This is a genomic window from Yersinia frederiksenii ATCC 33641 (assembly GCF_000754805.1).
Taxonomy (GTDB): domain Bacteria; phylum Pseudomonadota; class Gammaproteobacteria; order Enterobacterales; family Enterobacteriaceae; genus Yersinia; species Yersinia frederiksenii.
Map to the genome: position 1 here is coordinate 3310410 of NZ_KN150731.1, position 16012 is coordinate 3326421.

Sequence of the window (16012 nt, forward strand, 5' to 3'; positions counted from 1 at the left end):
CCTCGCCCCAACTGAGCTTTATACTCGGTCTTATCTGGAAACGAGATCTTTTCTGATTCATATTCTGCAACTCAGTATCGCTAAAAGCGGCTTTATTTTGCCAGTGTGATGATTGCGGGACTTTTTATTATCTTAGTTTCTGATTTAATGTGTAAACTGTTACCCATTAACCATCAGTCTCGAAATCGGGTACCTGGATAATTTCGGCAACGGATGCCTAAGCGGCGGCGGTGCTTTCTGGTAATCTTTAGCGTGATTCTCAACTTCGAATGGGGAAAAAAATGCGGATTAAAGTGTTACTTGGTCTTTCAGCAGCACTGTTGCTGGCAGGTTGTAGCTCCACTAATCAATTGAGTTCGGCGGGCGAGCAAGTGAAGTTCTCCGATACCAAACCGGGTAGTGAATGCCAGTTAGTGGGTCAGGTCACCGGTACTCAGAGCAATTGGATATCTGGCGGCGGCGGTGAAAGCAGCTCTATGCGCGGTGCAGCAAATGACCTGCGTAACAAAGCAGCAGCCATGGGCGGCAATGTTATCTATGGCGCAACCAGCCCAAGCGAAACCTTCTTATCAAGCTTCGCACCGCTCGACAGCAAAATGGTCGGTGAAGTTTACAAGTGCCCTTAATAGATTAGGCACTAATGTCAATAAGTCAGGGGACACATAGCCCCCTGACGTATGATTATTCGCTCTGCATTAATCGAAGGTCCAGTGGTGTCTTGCTGGGTTGCCCACCAATTTCTCGTGCCAGACGGGGTACCAAATAACCGGATACCCGGCTCAATAACCCTTTCATTAATTGCCGAGCTTCATCATCATTGACCATAAAGTGGGCCGCGCCTTGAACTTTATCCAGCACATGGATGTAATAAGGCAGAATTCCAGCATCAAACAAAGCATTACTTAATGTTGCCAATACGTCTGCATCATTATTGACCCCACGCAGCAATACACTCTGGTTTAACAGTGTGACTCCCGCCCGTTTCAACTGTGCCATACTGTCACGGAAAGATGAGTCGATTTCATTGGCATGGTTTATATGTGTAACCATCAATACCTGTAATCGTGAATCACCCAGCAACTGACACAATGCTGGAGTAATACGTGCGGGGATTACCACCGGTAATCGACTATGGATACGTAACCGTTTGATGTGAGTGATACTTTCTAACTCACCCACTAACCAACTGAGTTCACTGTCCTTTGCCATTAATGGATCGCCGCCCGAGAAAATAATCTCATCTAGTTCAGGATGCTGGCGGATATAATCCAGGGCTTGCTGCCAGTTGGCTTTGTTGCCTTGGTTATCCTGATAAGGAAAATGGCGGCGGAAGCAGTAGCGGCAATTGACGGCGCAGCCGCCTTTGACCAGCAATAATGCGCGGTTGCGGTATTTATGCAATAAACCGGGGACGACACTGCGTTGCTCATCGAGTGGATCGTCGGTAAAGCCGGGAGCCGCGATAAATTCTTCGCGTGCAGTGAGGACTTGCAGCAGTAAAGGGTCCGATGGATTTCCCGGTTGCATACGTGCGACAAATGCACGGGGCACTCTTAAGGGAAATAAACGGCGCGCTGCGCTACCTTGTTGCAGGCTAGGGTGTTCATTTAAGAACAAAATTCTTAGCAATTCGTCCGGATCTGTAATTACATCGGCGAGTTGTTGCAACCAATCTTCTCTAATTGGCATGTTTCGGGTTACAATACTTGCCATTTTTTAGGCTTACTACCAGTTTCTTGAGGACCATAATGGCCAGTTATTATAGCAACGATTTTCGTCCCGGTCTTAAAATCATGTTCGAGGGCGAGCCTTATGCAGTTGAGTCCAGCGAATTCGTAAAACCCGGCAAAGGTCAGGCTTTTGCTCGTGTTAAGATGCGCCGCCTGTTGACCGGCTCACGTGTTGAAAAGACCTTTAAATCAACCGATTCTCTGGAAGGTGCGGACGTTAACGATCTGAACCTGACTTACCTGTACAACGACGGTGAGTTCTGGCACTTCATGAATAACGAGACTTACGAACAGCTGCAAGCTGATGCTAAAGCCATTGGCGACAATGCTAAATGGCTGATTGATCAGGCAGAATGTATCGTAACTCTGTGGAATGGTCAGCCTATCGCTGTCACTCCACCAAACTTTATTGAACTCGAAATTGTTGACACTGACCCAGGTCTGAAAGGTGATACTGCCGGTACCGGTGGTAAGCCTGCAACTCTGAGCACCGGTGCAGTGGTCAAAGTGCCACTATTCGTACAGGTTGGCGAAGTTATCAAAGTTGACACCCGCTCTGGCGAATACGTTTCTCGCGTGAAGTAAGTCGGTTACGCTGAGAACGAAAGAAAACCGCTGAATTGGCGGTTTTCTGCTATCTGGAGTTTGCCTGATGCTGGCATTTTAAGTCAGAAAAAGTGCAATGTTGTTTTTTTGACTATCCTTATAGGGCGAACATACTCACGCACTATAAGGAATTTTAATAATGTTGAAGAAAAGCATCGCAGTTATTTTCTCATTGTTAGTTATCTCTTCATTGAGCGCCTGCAATACCACCAAAGGTGTTGGCAAAGATGTACAAAGCGCCGGCAGTGCCATTGAACGTAGCGCAGAATAACCCTCTGTTTGTCTTGCTAGCGGCGGCATTGACCGCCGGATTTTTTGACTGCTTATGATATTGCTGCTTATTATCTAGCGTGCTAACGTATCATTCTTATCTATCTGCTGCTTGGGACGACCCAGCACGCATCTGTTTTCTCGGGGACGACCCCGCATGAGCGAGGTGGTTACCATGGCTTGGATTATTCTAGTTATTGCCGGTCTGTTAGAGGTTATTTGGGCCATTGGCCTGAAGTATTCCCATGGTTTTACACGACTGACACCCAGTATTGTGACTCTGGTGGCAATGGCAGCCAGTGTTTTCCTCTTGGCCTACGCCATGAAAACATTACCAGCAGGCACAGCTTATGCTGTCTGGACCGGCATTGGTGCCGTGGGGACAGCCATTTTAGGTATTGTGTTGCTGGGGGAATCAGCCAGTTTGGCGCGAGTATTCAGTTTAGGGCTGATTTTGGCGGGAATTATTGGGTTGAAATTGGCCTCATAAATTATAAGGGGGGATATTCCCCCCTTAATGAATACTCAGTGGTAACTGCCCACGCGATCATTGGCCTAGCTTCATCTCTCCTTGCTCAACCCATATCAATTTATCCACCGGGAAGCCGTAATGTTGCGCCACAGCAACCAGTCGCTGTTTGGTATGAGTATCAATCGTCGGTGTGCGGGATAAAATCCACAGGTAATCTCGGTTAGGGCCAGCAATCAGGGCATGCTGATAGCCATCATCTAAATCAATAACGTTATAACCGCCATAGAAAGGCCCAAAAAATGAAACTTTCAGTGAAGCTTGCTGCGGCGAACCGATGAAATAGGCCTTGCCAATACTCTCCTGCCATTGCTGTTTCTTCACGTTATAACCGCGATTAACCACTTTTACACCACCATCATCACGGAGTGAGTAATTGGCTGTGACATGATCTAGCCCGCGTTCAAAGGAATGATCCAAGCGGGCAATTTCATACCAAGTGCCAAGATAACGGGGTAATTGGAAGTTATCGACGATTTTCACGTCTTTTGGTGGTGTAACACTACAGGCAACAGAGAGTAATGCCGCCATTAATACGGATAATTTTGACCACAGGTGCATCTGCATTCCTTAGTATTTCAATGATTAGTCTTTAATTGAGAATAGCTATCGTCTATGCAAGAGGCAAATAGAAGAATCTGAGTTATTGATGGGAATGTTAGCGGAATAACAAAAAAATGGCCCGCAGAGGTGTGCGGGCCGTTGATAGACTGTGATAACGAAAAACTATAGTGTCAGAACACCAATGATTGTGACCACACTCAGAATGGCCGCCAAACCATAAAAGACCCATTTCCCTGCAGGAACATGGATTTTCAAATCATGCATTGCGTGATGGATACGGTGTAAAGCACACCACAGTGGCAGAATAATCATCAGCAACAGGAAGATTCGGCCAATGAAACTCTGACAGAATGCCAAAATTCGTTCATAGCTCAGTGCATCACCAGGGAAAGCGCCCAGTGGTAGCAAAACAGCGACCAGCAGAATAATGGCAGGTGCAATAATGGCACTCCACATACCACCAGCGCCAAACAGGCCCCAGAAGATAGGTTCATCGGAGCGCTTAGGGACTTGATTCATCTTGTTCTCCTCCGGGTTAGAGTAAGGCGACAGCCAGAATGATCGCGGTAGCCACGACAGTCACAACCCACAGCGCCTTAATGATTGGCCCTGGACCCATTTTTTCACTATTAACGATAATATTGGCGGCCTTCGGTGCCAGTTCAAACCAAGTTTTGGTATGTAACACGGCAGCCAATAACGTAATGATATTAATCAATAACACCAGTGGATTTTGCAGGAATCCGACAAAACCCTCCCAACCGGCTGGGCCGCTTTTCAGCGCAAACACACCGTAAATCAGCAGAATACTGAACCACAAAGTGGGGACGGCGGTGCCTTCACGCAGCATATAAAAGCGATAGAAACCGAGCTGTTGCCACCAGTTCGGGGCCATGGTACGGACGTAAGCTTTACGTTTAGTAGTCATTGCTGTTTCCCCTCCCTTATTGTGGTTTCAGCATGGCGATCATGAAGTCTTTAGCGCTCTCAACCTTGCCTTGCTGGATAGCTGCAGCCGGGTCAACATGCTTCGGACAAACTTCAGAACAGTAGCCAACAAAGGTACAACTCCAGACGCCATTCTTCCCGTTAAGCTGAGGCATACGCTCTTTCTTGCCGTGGTCACGGGTGTCCAGATTGTAACGATGCGCTAGAGTGATAGCTGCCGGGCCGATGAACTCAGGGTTTAGCCCAAACTGTGGGCAAGCGGCGTAGCACAAACCACAGTTAATACAGCCGGAGAACTGATGGTATTTGGCCATCTGAGCTGGAGTTTGCTTCGTCGGGCCGTCTTTCGCCTTGCGCTCATTACCAATGATATAAGGTTTGATGGCTTCCAGACTCTCGATAAAGTGAGTCATATCAACCACTAAGTCACGCTCGATTGGGAAGTTACCCAGCGCCTCAACCTTCATGCCGCCAGTATATTCACGTAAGAAAGTCTTACAGGCCAGCTTCGGCACCTTGTTAACCATCATGCCGCACGAACCGCAAATTGCCATCCGGCAAGACCAGCGATAAGAGAGGTCTGGGGCCAGGTTATCTTTGATATAGCCCAGAGCATCGAGCAGAGAAGTTTGCTCATCGTAAGGCACTTCAAAGGTTTCGAAGTGGGGTTCGCTATCACGTTCCGGGTTATAGCGCATGACTTCCATTTTCAGGACTTTCATATCAGTCATTCGCCTGCTCCTTATCCTTTAAATCTTTCGCATCTTTTGCATCTTTCGCATCTTGTGCGGTAGCCTCACCACCATAAACACGTTTCGCAGGTGCCAGCTTGGTAATTTTCACATCGCTGTATTCAAGACGTGGTGCGCCGCCTGGGGTATAGAAGGCGAGAGTGTGTTTGAGGAAGTTAACATCATCACGCTCGGTGCAGCCTTCATCCAGACGTTGATGCGCGCCACGGGACTCTTTACGATTCAGTGCAGAATGAGCCATACATTCAGCGACATCTAAACCATAACCGAGCTCGATGGTATACAGCAGGTCAGTATTGAAGACACTAGAGTTATCAGTGATTTTCACGCGTTTGAAGCGCTCTTTCAGCTCGGCCAGTTTATCTACGGTTTTCTGCATCAGTTCCGGTGTACGATAAATACCGCAACCTTCTTCCATTGACAGGCCCATCTCATCGCGAATTTTAGCCCAGTTCTCAGTCCCTTCCTGCTTCATCAGGTTACTTAGGCGGGTTTCCACATCGCGGGTCTGTGCATCCAGTGCACTGCCATTTGCCGGGTTACTTTCCATGGCGCGCAGTGCAGCTTGTTCGCCTGCCACACGACCAAAGACCACCAGTTCAGCCAGAGAGTTGGAACCCAGGCGGTTTGCACCATGCAGGCCAACAGACGAACATTCACCAACCGCGAATAACCCTTTGATTCGAGTTTCACACTGTTGGTTGGTTTCAATACCGCCCATCGTGTAATGCGCAGTTGGGCGCACCGGAATGGGCTCTTTAACCGGGTCAACACCAACATAGGCTTTTGCCAGTTCACAGATGAACGGCAGGCGCTCAAGCAGTTTCTTTTCGCCCAGATGACGCAGGTCCAGATAGACCACATCGCCACGTGGCGTCGCAATTGTGCGACCAGCACGCCATTCATGCCAGAAGGCTTGCGAGACTTTATCGCGCGGACCTAATTCCATGTATTTGTTCTTTGGCTCGCCGAGCGGGGTTTCAGGGCCCATGCCGTAATCTTGCAAATAACGGTAGCCATCTTTGTTGACCAGAATACCGCCTTCACCACGGCAACCTTCGGTCATCAGGATACCTGAGCCTGGTAAACCGGTAGGGTGGTATTGCACAAATTCCATATCCCGCAGCGGGACGCCGTGGTGGAATGCCATCCCCATACCATCACCGGTAACAATACCGCCATTGGTGTTATAACGATAAACTCGACCTGCACCGCCGGTCGCCATGACCACGGCATTGGCCCGGATTTGTACTCGCGTGCCTTCCATCATATTCATGGCGACAACACCGCGGGCTTGACCATCATCGACCAGAATATCTAGCACGAAGTGTTCATCAAATCTTTGAATTTGCGGATATTTTAAAGAGGTTTGGAATAGCGTATGCAACATGTGGAAGCCGGTTTTATCGGCGGCGAACCACGTACGTTCGATTTTCATCCCGCCAAAGCGGCGAACGTTAACAGAGCCATCGGGTTTACGGCTCCATGGGCAGCCCCAGATTTCCAGCTGTGCCATTTCTTCCGGGCAATGGTGAACAAAATGGTCAACAACATCTTGTTCGCATAACCAGTCGCCACCGGCGACAGTATCGTGGAAGTGGTAGTCAAAGGTATCGTGGTCCTGTGTGACAGCTGCTGATCCCCCTTCGGCGGCCACAGTATGGCTTCGCATCGGGTATACTTTCGAGATCAGAGCAATCTTCAGCTGAGGGTTGGCTTCCGCTGCGGCTATTGCTGCACGTAAACCAGCGCCTCCGGCCCCGATAATGGCAAGATCGGCGTTAAAGGTTTGCACTGCGCTTCTCCATTGTTCAAGTGAAAATCTTATATCCTTAGTACTTGAAGCTGCAGGGGATTGTTTGTTTGGTTTACCTGCAACTCTACTGACTTTGGCTATATAAAGTGAATCTCTATTCTTACTATGTTTTTTAATATTATTATTGGGCTAACCTACTAGCCACTAATGAGAATCATGGTATTAAGAATAGCTATTTCTTACTTTTTGTATGGAAATAATTATACCTAATGCTAAGTGGTAGAAATTTGATGTGATCGATTGTTTTGTTTTATTTGAACCGTCTCAAGAGCATTACTGACGAAAACGTGATCCCAAACAGGATCTGCTGGGTGAAAGTCTCTATTACAGAGTGAAATGCTGAATTAAAGGGCAAAATCTACCAAATGGATGACAGATTTGTCTGAATGAGGAGATACGAGTAGACTGCAGCCCCTGTTTGATTTCGGAGTTAACCACCATGAGCGAAACGGCAAGCTGGCAGCCGAGTGCACCTATCGCCAATTTGTTGAAGCGCGCAGCGATAATGGCAGAGATCCGGCGTTTTTTTGCCGATCGTGGCGTATTAGAAGTTGAAACGCCAACCATGAGCCAAGCGACAGTGACGGACATTCATTTGGTCCCATTTCAAACCCGGTTTGTTGGCCCGGGCGCTGCCGATGGTTTGACGTTGTACATGATGACCAGCCCGGAATATCACATGAAGCGCCTGTTGGCGGCGGGGAGTGGCTCTATTTATCAATTAGGGCGCAGTTTCCGCAATGAAGAAGCTGGCCGCCATCACAATCCTGAATTCACCATGCTGGAATGGTATCGCCCACATTATGATATGTATCGCTTAATGAATGAGGTTGATGATCTGTTGCAGCAAATACTGGATTGCAATAGTGCGGAAACCTTGTCTTATCAGCAGGCGTTTTTGCGTCATTTGGATATCGATCCATTATCAGCAGACAAAGCACAATTGCGTGAGGCGGCGGCAAAGTTGGATCTCAGTAATATTGCCGACACTGAAGATGATCGCGATACACTTTTGCAATTGCTGTTCACTGTCGGAGTTGAACCCCACATTGGCCGCGATAAACCTGCTTTTGTGTATCACTTCCCAGCATCTCAAGCTTCCTTAGCCGTGATTAGCACCGAAGATCATCGGGTAGCAGAACGTTTTGAGGTTTACTTCAAAGGTATCGAGCTGGCGAATGGTTTCCATGAACTCACCGACGGTGATGAACAACTGCAACGTTTCGAGCAAGATAACCGCAGTCGTGCTAAACGAGGTTTGCCAGAACACCCCATCGATATGAATCTGATTGCTGCCTTGAAACACGGGCTACCGGATTGCTCTGGCGTCGCATTAGGAGTTGATCGTCTGGTGATGCTGGCGTTAGGTGCCGAGAAGTTGAGTGATGTTATTGCGTTTCCTGTCGATATCGCCTAATTATCCTTCGTCCTTCACGCCGCAGGCAACATGCCCGCAGCGTGAAAGATAGCGGTTATATCTTACAAACTGCCCGGTGTGCGGCTACGGTTTGAAGACGCCACTCGCCCACGGCCCAATGTTTCCAGACGCGCCTGGAATGGTGGGAATGGCAGAGTAATGCCGTGCTCGCGGTAACCGACTAGAATCAGCTGGTGGATCTCATGGCGCAACGGCATACGATGGCCCATCTCGGCGGCATAAATACGCAATTCAAAAATCTGAATCCCCTGTTGAAGGTCGACCAAATAGACTTCCGGTGGCGGGTTGTCCAATACCAACGTACAGCGACGCGCGGCAGTCAGTAATACTTCGGTCACTTCCTCACTGCTGGTTTCAGCCGGTGCTGGCACGGTCAGCACCACACGGGTAATGGAATCCGACAGTGACCAGTTAATAAATTGCTCAGTAATAAAGGCCTTGTTCGGCACGATAATTTCTTTACGGTCCCAGTCAGAGATGGTGGTGGCTCGGGTATTGATTTTGGTCACGCTGCCGGTGAGATCACGGATAGTCACGGTATCGCCGATACGGATCGGTTTCTCGAACAAGATGATCAGGCCGGAGACGAAGTTGGCAAAAATCTCCTGCAAGCCGAAGCCCAAACCTAAACCGAGAGCGGCAACCAACCACTGGAATTTAGCCCATTCGATCCCCAACATTGAGAAGCCTAGTAAGCTACCAAACAGGATCAACAGATATTTGGTGATGGTGGAGATGGCATAACCTGTTCCTGGTGTCAGATCCAAGTGCTGTAATAGTGCCAGCTCCAACAGGGCGGGCAAGTTTCTCACCAGTTGGGTGGTCACAATCATCACCAGAACGGCGATCAGCAATGACCCCATGGTGATCGCCTGTACCGACTCAATACCGTTAATGGTGGATGACACATCCCACAGACGGATGTTTTCCAGGAAACCAAAAGCTGAGTGAATCTCAGACCACAAGACGATCACTGAAACTAGCGCGATCATGGTCAAAATTGATCGTACCAGCCGTAGAGATTGCGCGCTGATCACATCAAGATCAATCACCGGCTCTTCCACATCAATCGACCCTTCGGTGCTGTTAGTGTGCGGCGTATCTTCTTCGCCACGGGCACGTTGCGCCAAAATATCGGCTCGTCGCTGTTTGGCACGGTCAAAGGCGATACGGCGGCGCTGAATCAGCATCCAGCGGCGGATAATATGGTAAACCACCAACAGGAAGAACCAAATAGCGACCGAGGTTTCCAGCCGCGCCAGCAGAGCCTGCGAGGTGGTGAGATAACCCAGTGCAGATGCCAAGGCCGCAATCAGTGGTGCCGACAGTAGCAGCCCCCATAGCGCCACGTTAACGATATTCTCGCCAGAGCCTTTTTTGTCCAGATAGAGCGGGATACCGGCTCGTTTCAGGCTATTGGTCACCAAACTCAAGGCAATACACAGTAAAATAAAGCACAATCGGCCAAGTGTTCCTGCAAATTCACGGTCGTTATAATTCTCGAAGGTAATTAGCGCCATCATCAGCGGGATAATCAGCCACACCGACATTCGATAAAAGCGCATTGCTCGCCCAACTTGCGCCGGTGACCAGCGGAAGTGAGTGATAAACAGGCCATGAGGATGGGCAAATGCGGCACTTATCATAAACACCCATAGCACCGGTACCGTTGCAGTGACGGCATTACCAATCGCGATAGCCATCGGGAATGACCAGGCATTTTGCAGCCCATAACCGACTGCCGACCATAAGACAGGGAGTGGCAGCGCTATCAAAATTGACCAGAACACGGTGCGCAAAGTCAGGGAGAAATGGTCCTGCGTAACCTTGCCTACCCGGCTGCTGGCGCGCTCTAGAAAAGCATGATAGTGGCGGCGGGAGCTAATACTGAAACCGACAAACAGCAGAGCACCAATAATTGGCAGCAATGTTTCTTGGCTGGTCATCATCATAGCGAACGCTTTACTAAGCTGCGAAAGAGTATCTAGCGACAGTAGTTGGGTAAGATCATGGGCGACGTTAAACGGATAAGAGAGTGATATCGGGCTAACATCCGCCACCCAAAACAGATAACGGTGGGTCGCTTCGCGAACTTCGCTCAGTGCATCCACTAGCTGGCTATTCGCCACTTTCAGTTTGGTTAACTCAAGAATCTGGGTGTCATAACCGGATAGCAGTGAGTTAAGCAACTCACGCTGTGTACGCCACTGGGCATCCAGAATTCGTTGTTGTTCAGTGGTGAGTGGCGTGCCATCGTCTTGGACTAACTTGACACTCTGCTGCTGCAACTTCTCCAGCATATCTTCATATTGCAGGCGCTGTACCCGCAGTTGAGCCATATCACGATCTAACTGCTGGGATTTTGGCACATCGGGCAATCGGGCAACCTGTGCTCGCAGCGCTTCCCCTAATGCGGTTGACACTCCCAGCCACTGCGCTTGTTCACGGATAGTGCTGAGTGCCTGCCGAACTTGTTGAGTTTGTGAAACCGCCTGACGTTGCTGAGAAGAAATGAGGTCAATGCGCTGTGCTTGCTGATTTAGGGCCAAAGACAGGTCGCGGTTAATTTGCAACTGCTGAGTAATGGACTCAGGTAAATCACCACCTTGCTCTGCCAGTAACTCAGTGCGCTCAAGTGCCTGTTCTGCCGCCTGTTGGCGCTGATTATTCAGGTTGTTACGCAAGGTCTGGAGCTGGGCGTCTACCCGTTCCTGACGCTTTTTGTATAGTTCGGCACGTAACCGTGACAGTTCCTGCCGATTATTGGCTGACAGCTGGGAAAGTTCTAATTCATTGACTTTCGCTTTACGTGCCACGGCTTCTGCTTGCAATAATGCGAACTGAGCCTGTGCTGCTGGGGTGGTAGGGCTGCTTTGTGCCTGAAGACGGGAGCTGATTTCAGTCAGAATTCGCCGCGCTTCTGATTGCTGCTGTGGCAACTGATTGAGGGATTCACTGATTTCCCGTGCACGATCCTGCTCTTGCTGCGACAGGCGGCTTAATTCTAACAACTGGCTGCTAATTTGCAGCACTTGTTGTTCAAGTTCGGACGTCGACATATTGCTGGGTACAGGTAGGGGTTTATCCCCTTCCTGCGCCAGTTGTTGACGTAGTTCGCGGGTGAGCTTGGGGAAGTCATCAATCGCTTTTTGATACTGCTGGGCGCGGATATCAGACTCTTTAGCATCCGCGAGCCAGCTAAGAGCCCCTTGCAGTGCCTGAACAATTTCTGCCTGGTTTGCTATCCCCTTATTCGCTTCAGCCTGTTTCAACTCTTGTCTAAGCTGATCTTCATTCGGCTGAGTTGCCGCCTGTAGCGGCAGGGATAACAGCAGGGTAAATGACACTAATAGAGCAAAAGATAGCCGCTTGCTCAAAGACAGTAATGTGCCAAAAGGTCGGGAAATAATTGGGCGCAAGTCAGGGCTCCTTAAGCATCAATTACGTCGTAAGCCAAAGGCTAGCACGGCGGAGTCGCAGGGACGGCTTCAGCAAGCACTTCACCCATGCGGGTGACAGAGCCACTGTTAAGTTGTGGCGCTAAATACACTTTACCTTCAGCAAACAGGTTAATCACTGTGGAACCCAACTTAAAGCGGCCCATTTCTTGCCCTTTCTCCAGAGTTATCGCACCTTCAGTACCCGCCTGCGGATAAGTCCAGCGGCGAATCACACCTTCCCGTGGTGGGGTAATGGTGCCAGCCCAGACTGTCTCTATGCTACCCACGATAGTGGCACCCACCAGAATTTGCGCCATCGGGCCCACTGGGGTGTCGAAGATACAAATCACGCGCTCATTACGGGCGAATAGGTTGGGTACATTGGCGGCGGTCAGCGGGTTGACAGAGAATAAATCGCCGGGAACATAAAGCATTTCACGCAAAGTGCCATCGCAAGGCATATGTACCCGGTGATAGTCACGGGGGGCTAAATAGGTGGTAACGAACTGACCATTTTTGAACTCATTGGCCAGCATATAGTTACCCGCCAGCAACGCTTCCAAACTGTAATGGTGGCCTTTTGCCTGCAAGATTTGTTGGTCATGAATGGTGCCTAACTGACTGATGGCACCATCAGCCGGTTGAGCTAATAGATTTTCTTCAGCCACAATCGGGCGAACGCCTGCGCGTAGTGGGCGCACAAAAAACTCATTAAATGTACGATAAGCAGAGAATTCAGGATCCTGTGCTTCTTTCATATCGACATTGTAATAGCGGGCAAACGCCTTGATAACCAGTTGTGTTAACCAGCCACCTTGCTTATCTGCACCCCAACCAGCCAAACGGGTCAGGCCAAGTTTTGGGAGTAAATACTGTAATCTGATTTTGATACTGTCCAGCACGTAGACCTCTTGGGTAAACGGTAAAATTAAGGGGCGCATTATATACCCGTCATCTTTCAAATTGCTGGAGGTGTTGGCTACCATCAATCACCCAAGGCATTGAGTTATTTCAACTCCTTGGGTTTGCTCAGTGACCACCTACCGGCAACTCGACATCTATTGGGTATCGCTTTATGCACCCACAAATGAATTTGGGCATGGCATTTGTCATTAAGACATCATTTTTCGTCGCTATCTGATGTCTTGCGAGGTTTTGCCTGCTCCATACTTTCCAGAATTCGATGGTAATTATCAAAACGCTCTTCGGCAATTTTGCCTTGTTCCACGGCTTCGCGCAGTGCACAACCAGGGTCATTGGTATGGCTGCAATCGCGGAATTTGCAATGACCGAGATAATCACGGAATTCGACAAATCCTTGCGTAATTTGTTCCGGAGCCAGATGCCAGAGGCCGAATTCTCGTACCCCTGGTGAGTCAATAACATCGCCACCATGCTGGAAATGATACAAACGAGCCGCGGTGGTGGTGTGTTGGCCCAAACCCGAATTGTCGGAAACAGTATTGACCAGAATCTCATTGTCTGTTGGCGGTAACAAGGCATTCAACAGACTGGATTTACCCACACCAGATTGACCGGCAAAAATACTGATGCGCCCGGCCAGTGCCTGTTCAAAGGCTTCCATCCCTTCGCGGGTTTGGCTGGAGACCTCCAATACGTTGTAGCCAATACGACGGTAAATATCCATCATGCCATCAACGAATTTACGGCCGTCCGCGTCCAGTAAATCGATTTTATTCAGTACGATTAATGGCTCAACATCCAGTGTTTCACAGGCCACCAGATAGCGATCGATAATATTAAGAGAAAGTTCAGGTAAGATCGCCGATACGATAACGATCTGGTCGATATTAGCGGCGATCGGTTTTACGCCATCATAAAGATCAGGACGCGTTAGAACGGAGGTCCGCTCATGAACGGCCTCGACAATACCTTTAACCCGAACACCTTCTTGCGCTTGCAGACCGGGACGCCAGACTACACGGTCGCCGGTCACCAGTGACTTGATGGTACGACGGATATTACAACGGTGCTGAACACCATCAGTGGCCTCGACATCGGCATGCTGACCGAAACGGCTGATGACAATACCTTCTTGTGCATCGCCAAGCTGAGAGTCATCTAACTCAGGTTTTCTATCCGTGCGTAGCCGACGCTGATGGTTAGCCTGCACACGTCGTTGTTGACCTTTGGACAGTTTGTTCTTGCTCACTGCGCCTCACTTGAATCTTACATTTTACCCTTCGTACTCACGTTGCAAAGGTGTTGGTTGCGCTTGAGTCAGCCTATAGGCACTCTTTCGCCCACCATCTACCTACAACCCTAATGACTCCGGGTATACCTTTCGGACTTAATGTTGTTGGGAGGTTAGCGATAATCGCTACAACACCAAGTTCTGTGTGTATATCGCTCGTTGCGACCAAAAAGGCTATGATACACATTATTTTATCAATTAACCGTTTGTTCGGTAGTCTCCCCAGCTAACAGGCAGGAAATATCATGGCAGAGAATCAAAATAATTTGATCTGGATCGATCTGGAAATGACCGGTCTTGATCCTGAGCGGGATCGGATCATCGAGATCGCCACTCTGGTCACCGATGCGAATCTTAACATCCTGGCAGAAGGCCCGGTGTTGGCAGTCCATCAGTCTGATGAACAACTCGCTCTAATGGATGAATGGAATGTGCGCACTCATACAGGCAGTGGCTTGGTAGAGCGGGTTAAAGCCAGCCCCTTTAATGATCATGATGCTGAATTGCAAACCATTGAATTTTTGCAGCAGTGGGTTCCGGCGGGTACTTCACCTATATGTGGTAACAGCGTGGGCCAAGACCGGCGTTTCTTGTTCCGTTATATGCCAGAACTGGAAGCCTACTTCCATTACCGTTATCTGGATGTCAGCACCTTAAAAGAGCTGGCTCGCCGCTGGAAACCTGAAATTCTACCGGGTTTCAAAAAACAGAATACACACCAAGCCTTGGATGATATTCGCGAGTCAGTTGCTGAACTAGCTTACTATCGTGAACATTTTATTCAGCCTTAATCCCCTTCATCCTTGAAAATACAGGGGCGCTAGCTGCACACACTTACCCGAATCACTTACTTGAGTAAGCTCATCGAGGTACGTGTGTTTGCCGCACATCTGCGGTTCCAGGGATTTTGGGTATATACTGTATTTTCGCTTTAAAATTATGCCTTGCTTAATAAATTAGTCTCGATGATGTTTTAATTTACTGGCAGTGCTGGCAAAATGCGCATATTGCCGATTTAATCGGCACTTAAACCGAAAAATGATTTTTTTGCTTTCAGGGGCTTGCGGCAAAACGGATTTCTCGTATAATGCGCACCCCGTACCGATGAAGAATTCGCAAGCTTGCGCAAACTGATTCAGTACTGGAAAGTAGGGCACCAGAGCGGGAATAGCTCAGTTGGTAGAGCACGACCTTGCCAAGGTCGGGGTCGCGAGTTCGAGTCTCGTTTCCCGCTCCAAATTTTTAAAAAGTAGTGGCAGAAGCTAACAGTATCGGTGAGCACTCACTAATACATGTGATGCGGGAATAGCTCAGTTGGTAGAGCACGACCTTGCCAAGGTCGGGGTCGCGAGTTCGAGTCTCGTTTCCCGCTCCAATCTTCAGCCATGAATATCAAATGCCGTCAGATGACAGCAGGGTGTATTAGCATCTCAATGCGGGAATAGCTCAGTTGGTAGAGCACGACCTTGCCAAGGTCGGGGTCGCGAGTTCGAGTCTCGTTTCCCGCTCCAAATTTTTTCATTCAATTCAGTTTTAATTATCCACAGCCAAATTACGCGCTATGCCTCGTTTTACATATATTGTATTAACTTCTTCAACAGAGTTATCCACAGATTCTGTTCTTTTTGTATTCAGCTCATGATTTAACCGATTTTATTTCTTGTTTTATATTCCCTTGATTTAATTGCATATATTTTTATTTGA

General features: G+C 48.8%; 15 protein-coding genes and 3 tRNA genes. 9 read left to right on the forward strand and 9 right to left on the reverse strand.

Annotation, left to right across the window (positions count from 1 at the left end; genetic code table 11):
* Window positions 1-281: 281 nt before the first annotated feature.
* Window positions 282-626: a DUF4156 domain-containing protein gene (locus tag DJ58_RS07080; RefSeq protein ID WP_032910403.1), complete on the forward strand. Its 345-nt coding sequence runs from the start codon at window positions 282-284 to the stop codon at window positions 624-626.
* 55 nt (window positions 627-681) lie between these two features.
* On the opposite strand, the gene epmB is transcribed toward DJ58_RS07080, so the two are convergent.
* On the reverse strand, window positions 682-1713 hold the full coding sequence (gene epmB, locus DJ58_RS07075) for an EF-P beta-lysylation protein EpmB (protein ID WP_032910405.1): 1032 nt from the start codon (window positions 1711-1713) through the stop codon (window positions 682-684).
* 35 nt (window positions 1714-1748) lie between these two features.
* Between epmB and efp the strand changes: the two genes are divergently transcribed.
* The 3 genes from efp to sugE all read left to right on the forward strand — a co-directional run bounded on the left by efp (window position 1749) and on the right by sugE (window position 3096).
* Window positions 1749-2315, forward strand: coding sequence for an elongation factor P (gene efp, locus DJ58_RS07070; RefSeq protein ID WP_032910408.1), 567 nt, complete (start codon window positions 1749-1751; stop codon window positions 2313-2315).
* Window positions 2316-2475: 160 nt separating this feature from the next.
* Window positions 2476-2607 (forward strand): entericidin A/B family lipoprotein, encoded by a 132-nt coding sequence (locus DJ58_RS07065; RefSeq protein ID WP_004706993.1) that lies wholly within the window; start codon window positions 2476-2478, stop codon window positions 2605-2607.
* Between the two features lie 174 nt (window positions 2608-2781).
* Window positions 2782-3096, forward strand: coding sequence for a quaternary ammonium compound efflux SMR transporter SugE (gene sugE / locus DJ58_RS07060; protein WP_005156471.1), 315 nt, complete (start codon window positions 2782-2784; stop codon window positions 3094-3096).
* A gap of 57 nt (window positions 3097-3153) precedes the next feature.
* On the opposite strand, the gene blc is transcribed toward sugE, so the two are convergent.
* The 5 genes from blc to frdA all read right to left on the reverse strand — a co-directional run bounded on the left by blc (window position 3154) and on the right by frdA (window position 7194).
* Window positions 3154-3696, reverse strand: coding sequence for an outer membrane lipoprotein Blc (gene blc, locus DJ58_RS07055; protein WP_032910410.1), 543 nt, complete (start codon window positions 3694-3696; stop codon window positions 3154-3156).
* A gap of 165 nt (window positions 3697-3861) precedes the next feature.
* Window positions 3862-4218: a fumarate reductase subunit FrdD gene (gene frdD, locus DJ58_RS07050; RefSeq protein WP_004706996.1), complete on the reverse strand. Its 357-nt coding sequence runs from the start codon at window positions 4216-4218 to the stop codon at window positions 3862-3864.
* A 16-nt stretch (window positions 4219-4234) separates the two neighbouring features.
* Window positions 4235-4627: a fumarate reductase subunit FrdC gene (frdC, locus tag DJ58_RS07045; protein WP_032910411.1), complete on the reverse strand. Its 393-nt coding sequence runs from the start codon at window positions 4625-4627 to the stop codon at window positions 4235-4237.
* Between the two features lie 16 nt (window positions 4628-4643).
* The gene (locus DJ58_RS07040) at window positions 4644-5378 is read right to left on the reverse strand and encodes a succinate dehydrogenase/fumarate reductase iron-sulfur subunit (RefSeq protein ID WP_032910413.1); all 735 of its coding nucleotides are present in this window, start codon (window positions 5376-5378) and stop codon (window positions 4644-4646) included.
* A complete protein-coding gene (gene frdA, locus DJ58_RS07035) occupies window positions 5371-7194 on the reverse strand; it encodes a fumarate reductase (quinol) flavoprotein subunit (RefSeq protein ID WP_004706999.1) in 1824 nt (607 codons plus the stop codon). The genes DJ58_RS07040 and frdA overlap by 8 nt, the downstream gene beginning before the upstream one ends.
* 460 nt (window positions 7195-7654) lie before the next feature.
* Here frdA and epmA point away from each other — a divergent pair, with 460 nt between their 5' ends.
* Entirely contained in the window at window positions 7655-8632 is a 978-nt protein-coding gene (epmA, locus tag DJ58_RS07030; RefSeq protein ID WP_004707000.1) for an elongation factor P--(R)-beta-lysine ligase, read from the forward strand.
* A 62-nt stretch (window positions 8633-8694) separates the two neighbouring features.
* Here epmA and mscM read toward each other — a convergent pair whose 3' ends face one another.
* From mscM to rsgA, 3 genes are all read right to left on the reverse strand, one after another.
* Window positions 8695-12072, reverse strand: coding sequence for a miniconductance mechanosensitive channel MscM (mscM, locus tag DJ58_RS07025; RefSeq protein ID WP_050413880.1), 3378 nt, complete (start codon window positions 12070-12072; stop codon window positions 8695-8697).
* Window positions 12073-12113: 41 nt separating this feature from the next.
* Window positions 12114-12995 carry an archaetidylserine decarboxylase gene (asd, locus tag DJ58_RS07020; protein ID WP_032910513.1) on the reverse strand — a complete coding sequence of 294 codons (882 nt, stop codon included), beginning with the start codon at window positions 12993-12995 and terminating at the stop codon, window positions 12114-12116.
* Between the two features lie 218 nt (window positions 12996-13213).
* Complete coding sequence (gene rsgA / locus DJ58_RS07015) at window positions 13214-14266, reverse strand: small ribosomal subunit biogenesis GTPase RsgA (protein WP_032910415.1); 1053 nt, start codon at window positions 14264-14266, stop codon at window positions 13214-13216.
* Window positions 14267-14553: 287 nt separating this feature from the next.
* On the opposite strand from rsgA, the gene orn reads away from it, so the two are divergent.
* From orn to DJ58_RS06995, 4 genes are all read left to right on the forward strand, one after another.
* Window positions 14554-15099, forward strand: a complete 546-nt coding sequence (orn, locus tag DJ58_RS07010) for an oligoribonuclease (protein WP_004707004.1) — start codon at window positions 14554-14556, stop codon at window positions 15097-15099.
* Window positions 15100-15469: 370 nt separating this feature from the next.
* Window positions 15470-15545, forward strand: a tRNA-Gly gene (locus DJ58_RS07005).
* A gap of 62 nt (window positions 15546-15607) precedes the next feature.
* A tRNA-Gly gene (locus tag DJ58_RS07000) sits at window positions 15608-15683 on the forward strand.
* Window positions 15684-15743: 60 nt separating this feature from the next.
* Window positions 15744-15819, forward strand: a tRNA-Gly gene (locus DJ58_RS06995).
* Window positions 15820-16012 lie beyond the last annotated feature (193 nt).